The organism is Streptomyces sp. NPDC023527, from assembly GCF_055560115.1.
The window spans coordinates 98,134-112,834 of sequence record NZ_JBVHJJ010000010.1; the positions used below are offsets into that span (position 1 = coordinate 98,134).

Here is a 14,701-nt window from a genome sequence, read left to right on the forward strand (position 1 = left end):
CGGTCACGGTGCCGGCCCACCCGGGGGAGGTCGTATGAACAACACGTCGTACACCGGGGTCCAACCGCTGACCCCCGCACCGCTGATGGCGATGGCGGACGGCTTCCGGGTCGCCAAGGTGCTCGCCGTCGCCCTCGAATTCGACCTGTTCACCAAGGTGAGCGGCACCGACGGCATCACGGCCGAAGACCTGGCCCGCGCCGAGGGAATCGCCGAGCGGCCCGCACACCTGCTGCTGACGGCGTGCGCCTCCCTGGGGCTGCTCGCCAGGCGCGACGGACGGTACGCCAACTCCGAGATGTCCGAGGAGTTCCTGGTCCGCGGGAAGCGCTACTTCTTCGGTGACCTGGTGACCTTCACCGACCGGCGCGAGTACGACGCGTGGGGCAAGCTGGACGTCGCGATCCGCTCCAACCGGCCCACCACCTGGAACCCGGAGACGGACGAGACGCTGTTCGACCCGCAGGACGAGCACATGGCCCAGCTCTTCCCCAAGGCGGCGCACGCCGGGGCGGTGTTCACCGCCCGCGCCATGGCCCTGTCGGTCGACTTCCGCGCCTACCGCAAGCTGCTCGACGTCGGCGGTGGGCTGGGCTCCTTCTGCGGCGAGCTCTGCGCCCACCACCCGCACCTCAAGGCCACCGTCTACGACCTGCCGTTCGTCACGCGGATGGCCGAGAAGCGCCTCGCCGAGACGGCGCAGGGCGACCGGGTCGACGCCGTGGGCGGCGACTTCTTCGCGGACGACCTGCCGACCGGCTACGACGCCATCCTGCTGACCAACATCCTCCACGACTGGAACAAGGAACAGGGCGCCCGGCTGCTGGCGAAGTGCCACACCGCGCTCGGCGGCGGCGGCGAGGTCATCATCGGCGAGGCGTTCATCGACGACGACGGCAACGGCCCGGTGGCGGGGGCCGTCGCCGGCCTGAACATGCTCGTCGAGACGGCCGAGGGTGCGAACCGCAGCCGGGCGGAGTACGCGGCGATGCTGACCGACGCGGGCTTCACGGACATCCGCCGCGTCGCCTTCGTCATCGACGCGCCACTGGCCAACGGCGCCCTCATCGCCCGCAAGCCCTGACCGCGCACCCGGCCGGCCGCCGTCCCGCCTCGGCTAACGGCCGGCGGCCAGCCGGTGCCCTTCTCCCGCGGCGGCCCGCAGCAGCACATCGGCCAGTTCGCCGGGGGTGGAGAGCATCGGCCAGTGCCCGGTGGCGATCTCGAAGAAGCCCACCCGGTCGGCGGCGAGCCACTGGAACATCGGCTCCCCCGATGCCACCAGACCCTCCAGCGTGGCGATGTCCATCGTCCCGTCGGTGGTGCAGAAGATGCCGCTCGTCGGCAGCTCGGCGACCGCCGACGGCAGCCGGAGCGGCTGGAGGTACGTGCCCAGCGGGTGCGGCGCGGCAAGGCGGGCCAACCGCTCCAACGCCTCCTCGGACACGCCCGCGACGTTCCCCCAGGTCCGCCACTCCTCCAGCGACGGCGGGGGAACCCGCCATCCGTCCTCCGCCCGCGCGGGCTGCCCCAGCATCCGGTCGCGGGTCGGCGAGTCCGGCATGAGATCGCGCACCTGGTCGAGCAAGGAGGAGCCGTCCTGCGGCATGGGCGAGTCCAGATACACGATCCGGGCGATCCGGTCCAGGCGCCGGCCGGCGGCGCCGAGGGCCGGGTAGATGCCGTAGCAGAAGCCGACGAGGACCACCTCCGGCGCGTCCACATGGTCGATCAGCTGCACCAGGTCCTCGATGTGCGTCTCCAGGTCCGTCTCCGGGCCCGCCAGATGGCGGCGGTCCCCCAGGCCGGTGAGCGTCGCCGGATACGCCTCGGCCCCCGATTCCCGCAGCCGGTCGGCCACCTCCCGCCACAGCCAGCCCGCGGTGTGACCACCCGACACCAGCACGAACGCCGTCATGAACGCCTCCTCGTATGTACGGTTCCGCACGGGCGACCACCCCCGTGGGGCGCCCGCGTTCACCGGTACGGTAAGAACTCCTGCTGGGGGAGGTTCAAGCCGTGGACACCAAGGACATGTGGAGCATCGGAGAGCTCGCCGAGCACGCGGGCGTCACCGTCAAGACCGTCCGCTTCTACTCCGACCGCGGCCTGCTGCCCGAAGCCACCCGCAGCGCCGGCGGCCACCGCCGCTACGGCCCCGAGGCGCTCGACCGGCTCCACCTCATCCGCTCGCTGCGCACCCTGGACCTGCCGGTCCCCCAAGTGGGCCGGATCCTCGACCAGCAGGACGCGCTGGAGGACGTCATCGAGGGCCAACTGCGCGAGCTCGGCTCCCGGCTGACCGCCCTGCGCTGGCGGGAGGCCGCCCTCCAGCTGCTCCAGGAGTGCACCGCGGAGGAGCGCGCCGACCGGCTGCGCCTGATCGGCGCCGTGTCCACCCCGCCCAGCACCGCCGCGCTGACCCGCTTCTGGCGGCGCTGGCTGCCCGTACGGCTCCCGGCCCGCGTGGTCTCCGCCTTTCTCGAACACACGGTTCCGCAACTCCCCGCCGACCCGACCCCGGCCCAGGTCCTGGCCTTCGCCCGGCTGCACGCCTTCGTGTCCGGCCCCTGCACCGGCACCGACCGAGGGCAGCCCGAGGCGCACGCGCCCCGCAAGGGCTACCGCCCCGCCGTGCTCTACGACGGCCTCGGCGAGGCGTACGCGCTGACCTCGGCCGACCTGCGGGCGCGACGGTCTCCGCGGGCGGGCGAGGCGCTCGACTGCTTCGTCTCCGCCCACGCCCACGCCCGCGGCCTGCGCGACACCCCCGCCTTCCGCCGCCGGCTCAGCGGCCTGCTCGCCGCCGAGCCCCGGATCGACCACTACTGGCGGCTCACCGCCGAACTCTCCGGCCCGGAGCCGAACGCCGGCGCCGCCGACGCCTGGCTCCGCGCCGCGCTGGAGAGCCACGTGGCCGGTTGAGCGTCCGTACGGGGCTCAGTCCTCCGCGCCCGGCAGTTCCGCCGCGGTCGGATACGAGGGCTGCGCGCCCGGCCTGGTGACGGACGCGGCGCCGACCCGTACGGCGAAGCGGGCCGCCTCCGCCAGCGGGGCACCGGCCGCCAGACGGGTGGCGAGCGCGCCGGTGAAGGCGTCACCGGCACCCGTCGTGTCCACCACCTGGACCTCGACGCCGGGCACCGGGACCGCCTCCGCGCCGTCCAGGGCCAGGGCGCCGTCGCCGCCCAGCGTGACCACGACCGAGCGGGCACCGAGCTCCCGCAACGCGCGGGCCCATTCCTCGGGACCGCCGTCCGCGATCCCCGACAGCTGCCGCGCCTCGTGCTCGTTGACGACCAAGGGGTCGGCCGCCGTAAGGAGCTCGGGCGCGAGCCGGTCCGGCGCCGGCGAGGGGTTGAGCACCACGCGCGCACCGGACTCCCGCGCGACCTCGACCGCCGCCCGTACGGTCTCCAGGGGGATCTCCAGCTGGAGCGAGACCACCGCCGAGGCCGCGACGACGTCCCGCGCCGCCTCGACGTCGGCGGGGGAGAGACGGGCGTTGGCACCGGGGGAGACCACGATGGTGTTGTCGCCGTCCGGCCCCACGACGATCATCGCCGTGCCCGTCCGGGCGCCCTTCTCGACCCGTACGTGCCGCACCTCGGCACCGGCCTCGCGCTGGCCGTCCAGCAGCAGCTCGCCGAACGCGTCGTCACCGACCCGCGCCAGCAGCGCCGCACGGGCCCCCAGCCGCGCGGCCGCGGCGGCCTGATTGGCGCCCTTGCCGCCGGCCGACTCGACCAGGTCCGAGCCCGGCACGGTCTCGCCCGCGCCCGGCCGCCGGTCCACGCGCACCGCCAGATCCGCGTTGGCCGACCCGATCACCAGCACGTCGTAGGTCTCGGTCTTCTCCGTCCTCGTCACGGCTCCCACTCTCTCAGCCCGCGAACCCCGCCGCGCCGGCCGGGTGGCACCCGTCATGCACACGTCACGGACAGTCGCAGGCTCTCAGCCCTCCCACGTCCAGTCCGCCACCTCCGGCATGTCCGTGCCGTGTTCGCGGATCCAGGCGTGGTGACGGGTGCGGGCGTCCGCCATGGCCTGGCGTACGGCCACGGCGCGCACGCCGAGGCCGGGGACGCGGTCGACGACGTCCATGACGAGGCGGTAGCGGTCGAGGTCGTTGCGCACGACCATGTCGAACGGCGTCGTGGTCGTGCCCATCTCCTTGTAGCCGCGTACGTGCAGATTGGCGTGGCCGGTGCGGCGGTAGGCGAGGCGGTGGATCAGCCAGGGGTAGCCGTGGTAGGCGAAGACGACCGGCTTGTCGGTGGTGAACAGCGCGTCGTACTCCGCGTCCGGCATGCCGTGGGGGTGTTCGTCCCGCGGCATCAGGCGCGTCATGTCGACGACGTTGACGACCCGTACGGCCAGCTCCGGCAGATGGCGGCGCAGCAGCTGGGCGGCGGCCAGCACCTCCTGCGTGGGCACGTCGCCCGCGCAGCCCAGCACCACGTCCGGGGGCCGCTCGCCGGTCTCGGTGCCCGCCCAGGCCCACGCCCCCGCGCCGCGCGCGCAGTGCGCGCGGGCGTCGTCCAGGCTCAGCCAGTCGAAGGAGGGCTGCTTCCCGGCGACGATGACATTGACGTAGTCGCGGCTGCGCAGCGCGTGGTCGGCGGCGGAGAGCAGGGTGTTGGCGTCCGGGGGGAGATAGACGCGGACGACGTCGGGGGACTTGTTGAGCACGTGGTCCACGAACCCGGGGTCCTGGTGGGAGAAGCCGTTGTGGTCCTGGCGCCAGACGTGCGAGGTCAGCAGGTAGTTCAGGGAGGGGACGGGGCGGCGCCAGGACAGTGAGCGGGAGGTCTTGAGCCACTTGATGTGCTGGTTGACCATCGAGTCGACGATGTGCACGAACGCCTCGTAGCAGGAGAACAGCCCGTGCCGGCCGGTCAGGGTGTAGCCCTCCAGCCAGCCCTGGCAGAGGTGTTCGGAGAGCACCTCCATCACCCGTCCGTCGTGCGCGAGGTGTTCGTCGGTGGGCAGGGTCGCCGCCTGCCACGCCTTGGAGGTCGCGGCGTAGAGGGCGTCCAGCCGGTTGGAGGCGGTCTCGTCCGGGCCGACGACGCGGAAGTCCCGGCTGCCGGAGGTGTCGGCCATGATCTGGGCCAGCAGGCCGCCGAGGACATGGGTGGGCGAGTGCGTGGACGCGCCGGGCTTGTCCACCGGCGCGGCGTAGTGCTCCAGCGGCGGGAGGGGCAGGGCTCGGGTGAGCAGGCCGCCGTTGGCGTGCGGATTGGCGCCCAGGCGCCGGCCGCCTTCCGGCACGCACTCCAGGACCTGGGGGAGCGGCCTGCCGTCGCGGTCGAAGAGCTCCTCCGGGCGGTACGAGCGCAGCCAGCCCTCCAACTGGCGCAGGTGCTCGGGGTTCTCGCGGACCCCGGACAGCGGCACCTGGTGGGAGCGCCAGGTGCCGGCGACGGGGAGGCCGTCGACCTCGCCCGGGCCGGTCCAGCCCTTGGGGGTGCGCAGCACGATCAGCGGCCAGTGCGGCCGGTCGGGCACGCCCTCCTCGCGGGCGACCCGCTGAGCGGTGGCGATGTGGTCCAGGGCCCGGTCCATGGCGGCGGCCAGGGCGCGGTGCACCTGCCGCGGGTCGTCCCCGCTCACGTACAGGGGCTCGTGGCCGTAACCGCGCAGCAGCCGGTCGAGCTCCTCCTCGGGGAGACGGGCGAGGACCGCCGGGTTGGCGATCTTGTAGCCGTTGAGGTGGAGGATCGGCAGCACCGCGCCGTCGTGGACGGGGTCGAGGAACTTGTTCGCGTGCCAGGACCCGGCGAGCGGGCCCGTCTCGGCCTCGCCGTCACCGATGACGCAGGCGACGAGCAGGCCGGGGTTGTCGAAGGCGGCGCCGTAGGCGTGGGCCAGGGAGTAGCCGAGCTCGCCGCCCTCGTGGATCGAGCCGGGCGTCTCCGGGGCCACGTGGCTGGGCACGCCCCCGGGGAACGAGAACTGACGGAACAGCCGCTCCATCCCCTCCGCGTCGCGGCTGACGTCAGGGTAGACCTCCGAGTAGCTGCCCTCCAGCCAGGAGTTGGCGAGCACGGCGGGCCCGCCGTGCCCCGGCCCCCACACGCAGATCGCGTCCAGGTCGCGCGCCTTGACGACGCGGTTGAGGTGGGTGTGGACGAGGTTGAGCCCGGGGGAGGTGCCCCAGTGCCCCAGCAGCCGGGGCTTGATGTGCTCGGGCTCCAGCGGCACCGCCAGCAGCGGATTGCTCAGCAGATAGATCTGGCCGACCGCCAGATAGTTGGCGGCGCGCCAGTGCGCGTCCAGGGCCGCGACCTCGGCCTCGGTGAGCTCCGCCGGCTCGGCGGGGTGGTCGGAGCGCTGGGGGCGCGTGGACATGGGGCCTCCTCGTGGTGACGGCACCGGTGACGGTCGGCGGCGGTCGCGCCTCGTGGCCGCCGACGCCCCCGGCGTTCGGCCGACCGGGTGAACCGGGACGGCCGAGGCGCTTCCGGGCCGACGTCCGTGACCTCGACGGAGTACCCCCTGCCGGACGGGGGAAACGGCGGATTCCGGGCGACCCGCCAAGGGGGTGGCCGCGCCGCCGGTCACGGACGCCCGTAACCCTGTGCGAGAGCTCGTACGCCCCGAGTCGCGGGATGCCCGGACGGGGGTGATGCTGAGGGGACCTGGCCGACACCGGCCGCCCCGGCCCGGAGGCGTACTGGCGCCGACCCTGTGACCCAGCGCCTCGCGCGGGCAGCCGCAAAACCTGGAATGTGCTTCAGCCGGCGGGCACTCCTTTTGCGCAGGAGCGAAGGGACAGCTGTGACCATGGCCGAGACAACGCCCCGGCGTCGCAACCGCGACGCGCCCGATACCGCGGAGGCCTTCGAACGCCTGGTGGCCCTCCCCCCGGGCTGCGAGCGCGACCGGCTGCGGCAGGAAGTCATCGCCGCCTGGCTGCCCATGGCCGAGCGCATCAGCCTGCGCTTCCGCAGCAGCGGCGAGAGCCCCGCGGACCTGCGGCAGGTGGCCGCGCTCGGCCTCGTCAACGCCGTGGACCGCTACGACCCGCGACTCGGCTACGCCTTCGAGACCTTCGCCGTGCCGACCATCAACGGCGAGCTCAAGCGCCACATCCGTGACCACGCCTGGTCCGTCCACATCCCGCGCAGGGACCAGGAGTTGCGTACAGCCGTCCGCTCCGCCCAGGTGGCGCTGGGGCAGCGCGGCGCCCGTACCCGCGTGAGCCCCGCCGAACTCGCCGCGGAATGCGGGCTGTCGGAGGACGAGGTGCGGCGCGGACTCGCCGCCGAGGGCGTCCACCACACGCTGTCGCTGGACCATCCGGTGCTCGGCGCCGACGACCTCCCGCTCTCCGACACGCTCGGGTGTGCGGACGTCGCACTGGACCTCGTGATAGATCGGCAGTCCCTGCGACCCCTGCTGAGCGCGCTGCCGGAGCGCGAGAAGTACGTCCTGTACTGGCGGTTCTTCGGCAATCTCACCCAGAAGCAGATCGGCGCCCGGCTGGGCGTGTCCCAGATGCAGATCTCCCGCATCCTCAGCCGTACGTGCGCCCGGCTGCGCCGGGAGATGCTCGGCACCGCCGCACCCCCGGGCCGGGCCCGGGCCGCCGGCTGAACCGGCCGGCTTCGCCCGTCTCCCCCTCTACCCCCGCGTTCCTCCGTCACGACAGGGCAGGCGCATCATCATGACGTCGAGTCACACCCACCTCACCCCCGACCTTCCGCCGACCGTCGAGGTGCCCGATCTCCCCGGCGCCCAACGGCCCCACGGGGACGGCGCGAAGCCCGAGGACGTCGACGGCCACGAGGCGCCCGGACATGGCGGTGGCGCCCACCATGAGCATGGTGGGCGCCACGACCGCGCAGGCGAGGATTCCGGCGGCTGACTGTGACCCTCCCCGCGCTACCGCGCGGATGCGGCTAGGCCGCTCCGGACGCGGGGCTTACCACTTGTCGTGGTCGTCGTCGCCGTGGTGGTCATCGTGGTGGTCGTCGTGGTGACCGCCCTCGTGGTGGCCGCCCTCGTGGTGGCCGCCGTCGTGGTGACGACCCTTGTGGTGGCGGTGCTGGTGGAGGTGCTGGTGCTCCTCGACGTCGGCGTTGATGCAGGTGTTGCCGAAGGTCGGGTTGAGCAGGCCGATGAGGTCGATCGTGTTCCCGCACAGGTTGATCGGGATCTGGATCGGGACCTGGATGACGTTGCCCGAGACGACGCCGGGGTTGCCCACGGCCGCGCCCTGCGCTCCGGCGTTGGCTACGGCGACTCCCGCGGCACCGGAGACGGCTACACCAGTGGCGATGGTGAGTGCGGCGGCCTTGGCGATACGCGACATGGCTAAACCTTTCTAATGGGTGGTGAGCGGCAATTCTTGCCGGAGATTTAGGAGAGACTCATCCAATTCGGGCATGAAAGGCCATAATTAACCCGGTAAGCCCAATAAGTCGTATGGAATGCCCGGAGGGTTGAGGGTGGGCGTTTGACCGCCCTTCCGCGGGAAACCCGAGGCCGCCAAGGGGTCGGCCGCCGCGGCGCGGGGCGTAGGCCGGGATGCGCTCGGCCGGTATACCCGTTATGCGCTGTATGCCGGATAGGGCGAGTCGGAGGAGGTCCGGGGCGATGCGCCACAGGATCGGGACGTACGCGGGCGTCGGCGTGTTCGCCGTGTGGTGGACGCTGCTCCTGCTGCTCGATCTCGTCCTCATCGGCCCGATCACCGCCCTGGAATGGGCCGTCGGCGGCTGTGCGGCCACGATCGGCGCGGCGGGCGCGTCGGCGGTGCGCCGGGCCGCCGGGCAACGCGTGGGCGGCGCCGCCCACGCGTGTGCCGCGTGTGCCGCGTGGCCCCTCACCCTGCTGAAGGAGACCGGACAGCTCGCCCGCCTGACCGCCGCGGCACTGGCGGGCCGGCCCGCCGCCGGGACCCTGCGGACCGTCACCCCGCGACCGGGCACCGGCGGGGCGTGGGCCGCGGCGCTGCTGTCCGGCACACCGGGCGCGTGCGTCGTCGAGACGGAGCCGCTGGACGGCGGCGAGCGGATGGACGGTGGTGAGTCGCTGGACGGTGATGAGTCGCGGGGGCGCCGCGTCCGGCTGACCGTCCACGCGCTGACGCGGCGTGTCTCACCGGTCGAACGCGCTGTCGCCGAGAGGACCCCTCGGTGAACGCCTGGCTGATCGCCGCCTGTCCGCTCGTCGCGGCCGGGCTGGGGCCGTGCGTATGGCGGGCGTGTCACGGCGATCCCGCGCAGCGGCTCGTCGGCCTCACCCTCGCCGCGACCATGACCATCACGCTCTTCCTGCTCCTGGCGCGGGCCCTGAACCGCGTCTCCTACCAGGACCTCGCCCTGGTCCTCGCCGTCCTCGCCCCCGCGGGCACCCTCGTCTTCGTCCGCTTCCTCACCGGAGAGGAGCGCTGACCATGGACATCCGGCATCTCGCGACCCTCGCCCTGCTGGTCGCCGGCGTGGCCGTCCTCCTGCTGGCCGCGCTCGCCGTGACCGTCCTCCCCGGCCCGTACGCGCCCCTGCACACGCTCGCCGCCGCCACCTCCCTCGGGCTGCCGCTGGTGGCCCTCGCGCTCGCCGTCGACGCCGGGCCCGGGCGGACCGCGGCCAAGGTGCTGACCATCGCCGCCCTCTCCGCCGCCACCGGCCCCGTCACCTCGATGGCCATCGGCCGCACCATCCGCCGCGCCCACCACGGCGCCGGACGACAGGCACCGCCATGAGCGGCGCCGCCGCGGACTTCCTGCTGGTGGTCGCCCTCGTGCTGGTGACCGCGGCGGCGACCGCGGCCGCCCTGACCCGCGATCCGGTGCGCCAGGCCACCGTGCTCGCGGTGCTCGGGCTGTGCCTGTCCCTGCTCTTCGCACTCGTCCAGGCGCCGGACGTCGCCCTGTCCCAGCTCGCCGTGGGCAGCGCCGTCACCCCGCTCCTCATCCTGCTGACCGTCAGCAAGGTCCGCCGCACCGGCCGATCACCCCACGACGGATCGCGGGACGGACCCCACGAGCCTCCGGGCGGAAAGGCCGGACGCGCGCGGAGGCGGGGGCGGTGAGCCTCCGCGTCCGCCGGCTGCTCTTCCTCGCGGCCGGCGCCGTCCTCGCCGCGGCCTTCGCCCTCGCCTGCTTCGACCTGCCGCCCTTCGGCACCGCCTCGCACCCCTACGGCGACCGGGCCGTCCAGGCGTCCCTCGCCCACCGCACCGCCAACGCCGTCACATCCGTCAACTTCGACCAACGCGCCTTCGACACCCTCGGCGAGGAGTCGATACTGTTCGGCGCCGTCCTCGGCGCGCTGATCCTCCTGCGCCGCGCCCGCGACGAGCGCCGCGGCCCGCCCTCGCCCACCCACGTCATGCCGTCCGTCCGACTCCTCGGCACCCTCCTGATGCCCGTCACCCTCCTCGTCGGCGTCTACCTCGTCGCCCACGGCCAGCTCAGCCCCGGCGGCGGATTCCAGGGCGGCGTCGTCCTCGCCACCGGTCTGCACCTGGCCTATCTGGCCGCCGACTACCGGGTGCTGCGCCGGGTGCGGCCGCTGGCCGTGCTGGACGTCGCCGAGGCCGTCTCGGCCGGGGCGTTCGCGGCGCTCGGCTGCGCGGGGCTCCTCGCCTCGGGCGCCTACCTGCAGAACGTGCTGCCGCTCGGCACCTTCGGGCAGCTCTCCTCGGGCGGGCTCGTCCCTCTGCTCAACGCCGCCGCCGGTCTGGAGGTCGGCTCCGGGGCCGTGGTGCTGCTCGCCCAGTTCCTGGACCAGGCCGTCGAGATCGAGCCCCCGGCGCAGTCCGACCGGCAGTCCGATACGGAGCCATCATGACCGTCCTGCCCTTCCTCGCCGCCGGCTGGATCTTCCTGGTCGGCGCGTACGCCCTGGCCACCAGCCGCAACCTCGTCCACGCGGTCGGCTGCCTCGCCGTCACCCAGTCCGCCACCTACGTCCTGCTGCTCGCCGTCGGCTACCGGCGGGGCGCCACCGCGCCCGTCTTCTCCGACCTGCCCGTCGGCTCGCCCGTCGTCGACCCCGTCGTCCAGGCGCTCGCCCTGACCGACGTCGTCGTCGGCGCCACGGCCACCGCCCTGCTCCTGAGCCTGGTCGTCCAGATCCGCAAGCGCCACGGCACCCTCGACCCGCAGGCCCTCACCGGACTCAAGGGCTGACGCGCGGCCGTGCAGCCCGCCGCCCTGCTTCCGCTGGCCGTCGCCGTGCCCCTGCTGGGCGCCGCGGTCCTCGCCGCCGCCGGGCGGCTGCTGCCGCGTACGGCCATCGACGCCCTCGCCCTCCTCTTCGCCGCGCTCACCCTCGCCGACCTCTGCCTGCTGTGGGTGCGCACACCCGGCGACGGACACGCGGTGTCCTGGCTCGGCGGCTGGCGGCCGCACGGCGGCGAGGGGGTCGGGATCGCCCTGGTCGGCGACCGGCTCGGCATCGGCCTCGCCCTGCTGGTCGCCCTCCTCCTCCCGGCCGTCCTCACCTACTCCTGGCGCTACTTCGACGAGCCGTCGGACGAGCGGGCCGGGACCTTTCCCGCCCTCCTGCTGATCTTCGAAGCGGGGATGTGCGGCTACGCCCTCACCGGCGACCTCTTCAACGCCTTCGTCTTCTTCGAGCTGATGGGCGTCGCCGCCTACGCCCTCACCGGCTACCGGATCGAGGACCCGCGCCCGCTCCAGGGCGCCTTCACGTTCGGCGTCGTCAACTCCCTCGCCGCCTACGCCTCCCTCCTCGGCATCGGCATGCTCTACGCCCGTACCGGCGAGCTCGGCTTCGCGCAGACCGGCACCGCCCTCACCGGTCACCGCACCGACGCGCTGACCGTCGCCGCGTTCGTCCTCGTCCTCGTCGGTCCGCTCACCAAGGCCGCTACCGTCCCCTTCCACTTCTGGCTGCCCGACGCCCACGCGGTGGCGCCCACGCCGGTGTGCATGCTGCTGTCCGGCGCGATGGTCGAGCTCGGCGTCTACGGCGTCGCCCGCGCCTACGGGACGGTCTTCGCGGGATCCGGCGGCATCCCACCGGACGTCTTCCGGCACACCCTCGTCGCCGCCGGACTGCTCACCGCCGCCGTCGGCACGGTGATGTGCTGGCAGCAGCGCCACCTCAAACGGATGCTCGCCTTCTCCACCGTCGGTCACACCGGCCTCTTCCTCCTCGGCCTCGCCCTGCTCGGACCCGGCGCCACCGCCGGCACCGCGCTCTACGTCGCCGGGCACGCGGGCGCGAAGGCCGCGCTGTTCGCCCTGGTCGGCGTGGTGCTGGACCGCTACGGCTCGCTGGACGAGCACGGCCTGCACGGGCGCGCCCGCCGGCTCTGGCTGGTCGGCGTGCTCTTCGGCGCCGGCGGCCTGGCGCTGGCCGGCCTGCCGCCCTTCGGCACCGGCCTCGGCAAGGCCGTCGCCGAACACGCCGCCACCGCCTACGCCGGGTGGCTGCCGCTCGCCTACCTCGTCGTGTCCGCCGTCACCGGCGGCGCGGTCCTGCGCGTCGCCCTGCGGGTCTTCGCCGGCGCGGGCCCCGCGCCCCGCCGTGACGCCCCGGCCCTGGAGACCGACGGCGACGCCGAGGAGCCCGAGATCCGGGACCCGCGCCGCCCCGTGCCCCGCACCATGACCGCCGTCCCCGCGCTGCTGCTCGCCGCGTGCCTGGCCGTCGGGACGGTGCCCGCCGTCGGCCGCGCCCTCGCGGCCGCCTCCGTGACCTTCGCCGACCACGCCGGCTACCTCGCCGCCGTCCGCGGCGACGGCGTACGGCCGCTCGCCCCGCCCGTGCCCGACACCGCCTGGACGACCTCCGGCGCCCTCCTGGGCCTGCTGTCCGCCGCCGCGGCCACCGCCCTCGCCGCCGCCGCGGTCTGGGGCCCCCGCCTGCCCGCCCGCCCACCGCGCCGCACAGCCGTGGCCGCCGCCCGCACCCTGGTCGTACCCCTGCGGCGCCTGCACTCCGGACACCTGGGCGACTACGTCACCTGGCTCGTGGTCGGCATGGCCGCCCTGGTCCTCGCGGTCGGCCTCCAGACGACGTTGCTCACACCTTAGGGCGGAAGTTTGGCGTGGCAGCCGTCCGCTCCGTACAGTTCTTCGAGGCTCAAAACAGATCAGAGCTCCACTCGATCAGAAGAACTGGGAAACGACACCGCCGATGACGGTCACTGAAGAAAGCCGCGACGGTGCAGCCCTCCGCGCGGGTATCGATCCGGAGCGCATGGCGATCTGCCTGAGCGTGCTGGACGAGCTCGACGAGCTGCCGGTCGACCACCCGCAGGCGATCGAGATCCGGCGTGCCACCTCCGGCATCTACCGGACGGTCAAGCAGCGCCGCCGCCAGGAGCGCCGCGCCGCCAAGACCGCCAACGACAAGGCCGTCACGGAGGCAACCGCCACCGGTGCCGCCGACCGCATCGACGACGAGACGCGCGGCGTTCCGCTCGCCGCCACCTCCGCCGCCCAGATCGTCGGCATCCTGGAGCGCCCCCGCTCCTGCTACATCTGCAAGACCCGCTACACCGAGGTCGACGCCTTCTACCACCAGCTGTGCCAGCCGTGCGCCGCGGAGAACCGCGCCCGCCGCGACGCCCGCACGGACCTGACCGGCAAGCGCGCGCTGCTCACCGGCGGCCGGGCGAAGATCGGCATGTACATAGCCCTGCGGCTGCTGCGGGACGGTGCTCACACGACCGTCACCACCCGGTTCCCCAATGACGCCATCCGCCGGTTCAAGGCCATGCCGGACAGCGCCGACTGGCTGCACCGCCTGAAGATCGTCGGCATCGACCTGCGCGACCCCGCCCAGGTCATCGCCCTGGCCGACTCCGTCGCCGCCGAGGGCCCGCTCGACATCCTGATCAACAACGCCGCCCAGACCGTGCGCCGCTCCCCGGCCGCGTACCGCGAGCTGATCGCCGCGGAGGCCGCCCCGCTGCCCGCCGGCGAGCTGCCCGCCTCCGTCGTCTTCGGCGCCTTCGGCAGCGGCGCCCAGCCCGCCCTGCCCGCCCCCGCGGGCAGCGGCCACGACGAGCTCACCCCGCAGGCGCTCACCGAGCTCGCGCTGACCAGCGGCTCCGCCTCCCTCGCCCGCGTCGAGGCCGGCACGGCGATCGACGCCGGCGGGCTCGTGCCCGACCTGGACCCGACGAACACCTGGATCCAGAAGGTCGGCGAGGTCGACCCGGTCGAGCTGCTCGAAGTGCAGCTGTGCAATGTCACGGCGCCGTTCGTGCTGGTCAGCCGCCTGCGCCCGGCCATGTCCGCCGCCGCGGCCCGCCGCAAGTACGTGGTGAACGTCTCCGCCATGGAGGGCGTCTTCAGCCGCGGCTACAAGGGCGCGGGCCACCCGCACACCAACATGGCCAAGGCCGCGCTGAACATGCTCACCCGCACCAGCGCCCACGAGATGTTCGAGTCCGACGGCATCCTGATGACCGCCGTCGACACCGGCTGGATCACCGACGAGCGCCCGCACCCCGACAAGGTGCGCCTCGCCGAGGAGGGCTTCCACGCCCCCCTCGACCTGGTCGACGGCGCGGCCCGGGTCTACGACCCGATCGTCCGCGGCGAGCAGGGCGAGGACCTCTACGGCTGCTTCCTCAAGGACTACGCGCCCTCCAACTGGTAGACCGCGCGTCTCCTTCGAAACCGCCCGCCCGGGACCGCCCGGACGGGCGGTTTCGCCGTGCCGGGGCCGCGCCCCGCCGCCCGTCCACGGGCCGGCCGCACCCG

Annotated in this window: 16 protein-coding genes; 12 read left to right on the plus strand and 4 right to left on the minus strand. The window is 73.8% G+C overall.

The window, feature by feature from the left end; translation table 11 throughout:
- The first annotated feature begins 34 nt into the window (after positions 1 to 34).
- Entirely contained in the window at positions 35 to 1,084 is a 1,050-nt protein-coding gene (locus ACZ303_RS20665) for a methyltransferase (protein ID WP_467340984.1), read from the plus strand.
- A gap of 33 nt (positions 1,085 to 1,117) precedes the next feature.
- On the opposite strand, the gene ACZ303_RS20670 is transcribed toward ACZ303_RS20665, so the two are convergent.
- A complete protein-coding gene (locus ACZ303_RS20670; RefSeq protein WP_467340986.1) occupies positions 1,118 to 1,948 on the minus strand; it encodes an alpha/beta fold hydrolase in 831 nt (276 codons plus the stop codon).
- A gap of 71 nt (positions 1,949 to 2,019) precedes the next feature.
- Between ACZ303_RS20670 and ACZ303_RS20675 the strand changes: the two genes are divergently transcribed.
- Positions 2,020 to 2,925 carry a MerR family transcriptional regulator gene (locus ACZ303_RS20675; RefSeq protein ID WP_467340988.1) on the plus strand — a complete coding sequence of 302 codons (906 nt, stop codon included), beginning with the start codon at positions 2,020 to 2,022 and terminating at the stop codon, positions 2,923 to 2,925.
- Positions 2,926 to 2,940: 15 nt separating this feature from the next.
- On the opposite strand, the gene rbsK is transcribed toward ACZ303_RS20675, so the two are convergent.
- Positions 2,941 to 3,870, minus strand: a complete 930-nt coding sequence (gene rbsK, locus ACZ303_RS20680; protein ID WP_467340990.1) for a ribokinase — start codon at positions 3,868 to 3,870, stop codon at positions 2,941 to 2,943.
- Positions 3,871 to 3,954: 84 nt separating this feature from the next.
- Positions 3,955 to 6,354, minus strand: coding sequence for a phosphoketolase family protein (locus tag ACZ303_RS20685; protein WP_467340992.1), 2,400 nt, complete (start codon positions 6,352 to 6,354; stop codon positions 3,955 to 3,957).
- Between the two features lie 435 nt (positions 6,355 to 6,789).
- Here ACZ303_RS20685 and ACZ303_RS20690 point away from each other — a divergent pair, with 435 nt between their 5' ends.
- Together ACZ303_RS20690 and ACZ303_RS20695 are read left to right on the plus strand one after the other, a co-directional pair.
- Positions 6,790 to 7,602 (plus strand): sigma-70 family RNA polymerase sigma factor, encoded by an 813-nt coding sequence (locus tag ACZ303_RS20690; RefSeq protein ID WP_467340994.1) that lies wholly within the window; start codon positions 6,790 to 6,792, stop codon positions 7,600 to 7,602.
- 70 nt (positions 7,603 to 7,672) lie between these two features.
- Complete coding sequence (locus ACZ303_RS20695) at positions 7,673 to 7,873, plus strand: hypothetical protein (protein WP_467340996.1); 201 nt, start codon at positions 7,673 to 7,675, stop codon at positions 7,871 to 7,873.
- 57 nt (positions 7,874 to 7,930) lie between these two features.
- On the opposite strand, the gene ACZ303_RS20700 is transcribed toward ACZ303_RS20695, so the two are convergent.
- Positions 7,931 to 8,320 (minus strand): chaplin, encoded by a 390-nt coding sequence (locus tag ACZ303_RS20700; RefSeq protein ID WP_467340998.1) that lies wholly within the window; start codon positions 8,318 to 8,320, stop codon positions 7,931 to 7,933.
- 284 nt (positions 8,321 to 8,604) lie between these two features.
- Here ACZ303_RS20700 and ACZ303_RS20705 point away from each other — a divergent pair, with 284 nt between their 5' ends.
- The 8 genes from ACZ303_RS20705 (at position 8,605) to ACZ303_RS20740 (ending at position 14,597) form a co-directional block, all read left to right on the plus strand.
- Positions 8,605 to 9,150 carry a hypothetical protein gene (locus tag ACZ303_RS20705; RefSeq protein WP_467341000.1) on the plus strand — a complete coding sequence of 182 codons (546 nt, stop codon included), beginning with the start codon at positions 8,605 to 8,607 and terminating at the stop codon, positions 9,148 to 9,150.
- On the plus strand, positions 9,147 to 9,404 hold the full coding sequence (locus ACZ303_RS20710; protein WP_467341002.1) for an MrpF/PhaF family protein: 258 nt from the start codon (positions 9,147 to 9,149) through the stop codon (positions 9,402 to 9,404). The genes ACZ303_RS20705 and ACZ303_RS20710 overlap by 4 nt, the downstream gene beginning before the upstream one ends.
- A 2-nt stretch (positions 9,405 to 9,406) precedes the next feature.
- Positions 9,407 to 9,715 carry a monovalent cation/H(+) antiporter subunit G gene (locus ACZ303_RS20715; protein WP_467341004.1) on the plus strand — a complete coding sequence of 103 codons (309 nt, stop codon included), beginning with the start codon at positions 9,407 to 9,409 and terminating at the stop codon, positions 9,713 to 9,715.
- Positions 9,712 to 10,044 (plus strand): Na(+)/H(+) antiporter subunit B, encoded by a 333-nt coding sequence (locus ACZ303_RS20720; RefSeq protein WP_467341006.1) that lies wholly within the window; start codon positions 9,712 to 9,714, stop codon positions 10,042 to 10,044. The genes ACZ303_RS20715 and ACZ303_RS20720 overlap by 4 nt, the downstream gene beginning before the upstream one ends.
- The gene (locus ACZ303_RS20725) at positions 10,041 to 10,805 is read left to right on the plus strand and encodes an MnhB domain-containing protein (protein ID WP_467341008.1); all 765 of its coding nucleotides are present in this window, start codon (positions 10,041 to 10,043) and stop codon (positions 10,803 to 10,805) included. The genes ACZ303_RS20720 and ACZ303_RS20725 overlap by 4 nt, the downstream gene beginning before the upstream one ends.
- Positions 10,802 to 11,146 carry a sodium:proton antiporter gene (locus ACZ303_RS20730; protein ID WP_467341010.1) on the plus strand — a complete coding sequence of 115 codons (345 nt, stop codon included), beginning with the start codon at positions 10,802 to 10,804 and terminating at the stop codon, positions 11,144 to 11,146. Before ACZ303_RS20725 ends, ACZ303_RS20730 begins: the two co-directional genes overlap by 4 nt.
- A gap of 9 nt (positions 11,147 to 11,155) precedes the next feature.
- Positions 11,156 to 13,021, plus strand: a complete 1,866-nt coding sequence (locus ACZ303_RS20735) for a complex I subunit 5 family protein (RefSeq protein WP_467341012.1) — start codon at positions 11,156 to 11,158, stop codon at positions 13,019 to 13,021.
- A 103-nt stretch (positions 13,022 to 13,124) separates the two neighbouring features.
- Positions 13,125 to 14,597 carry an SDR family NAD(P)-dependent oxidoreductase gene (locus tag ACZ303_RS20740; protein ID WP_467341014.1) on the plus strand — a complete coding sequence of 491 codons (1,473 nt, stop codon included), beginning with the start codon at positions 13,125 to 13,127 and terminating at the stop codon, positions 14,595 to 14,597.
- Positions 14,598 to 14,701: the final 104 nt, after the last annotated feature.

Bases quoted from the DNA above. Each gene is read 5' to 3' on its own strand.
- ACZ303_RS20730 (WP_467341010.1), top strand. From the start codon at position 10,802: ATGACCGTCCTGCCCTTCCTCGCCGCCGGCTGGATCTTCCTGGTCGGC.
- ACZ303_RS20705 (WP_467341000.1), top strand. From the start codon at position 8,605: ATGCGCCACAGGATCGGGACGTACGCGGGCGTCGGCGTGTTCGCCGTG.
- ACZ303_RS20695 (WP_467340996.1), top strand. From the start codon at position 7,673: ATGACGTCGAGTCACACCCACCTCACCCCCGACCTTCCGCCGACCGTC.
- ACZ303_RS20740 (WP_467341014.1), top strand. From the start codon at position 13,125: ATGACGGTCACTGAAGAAAGCCGCGACGGTGCAGCCCTCCGCGCGGGT.
- ACZ303_RS20700 (WP_467340998.1), bottom strand. From the start codon at position 8,320: ATGTCGCGTATCGCCAAGGCCGCCGCACTCACCATCGCCACTGGTGTA.
- ACZ303_RS20720 (WP_467341006.1), top strand. From the start codon at position 9,712: ATGAGCGGCGCCGCCGCGGACTTCCTGCTGGTGGTCGCCCTCGTGCTG.
- ACZ303_RS20690 (WP_467340994.1), top strand. From the start codon at position 6,790: ATGGCCGAGACAACGCCCCGGCGTCGCAACCGCGACGCGCCCGATACC.
- ACZ303_RS20665 (WP_467340984.1), top strand. From the start codon at position 35: ATGAACAACACGTCGTACACCGGGGTCCAACCGCTGACCCCCGCACCG.
- ACZ303_RS20715 (WP_467341004.1), top strand. From the start codon at position 9,407: ATGGACATCCGGCATCTCGCGACCCTCGCCCTGCTGGTCGCCGGCGTG.
- ACZ303_RS20685 (WP_467340992.1), bottom strand. From the start codon at position 6,354: ATGTCCACGCGCCCCCAGCGCTCCGACCACCCCGCCGAGCCGGCGGAG.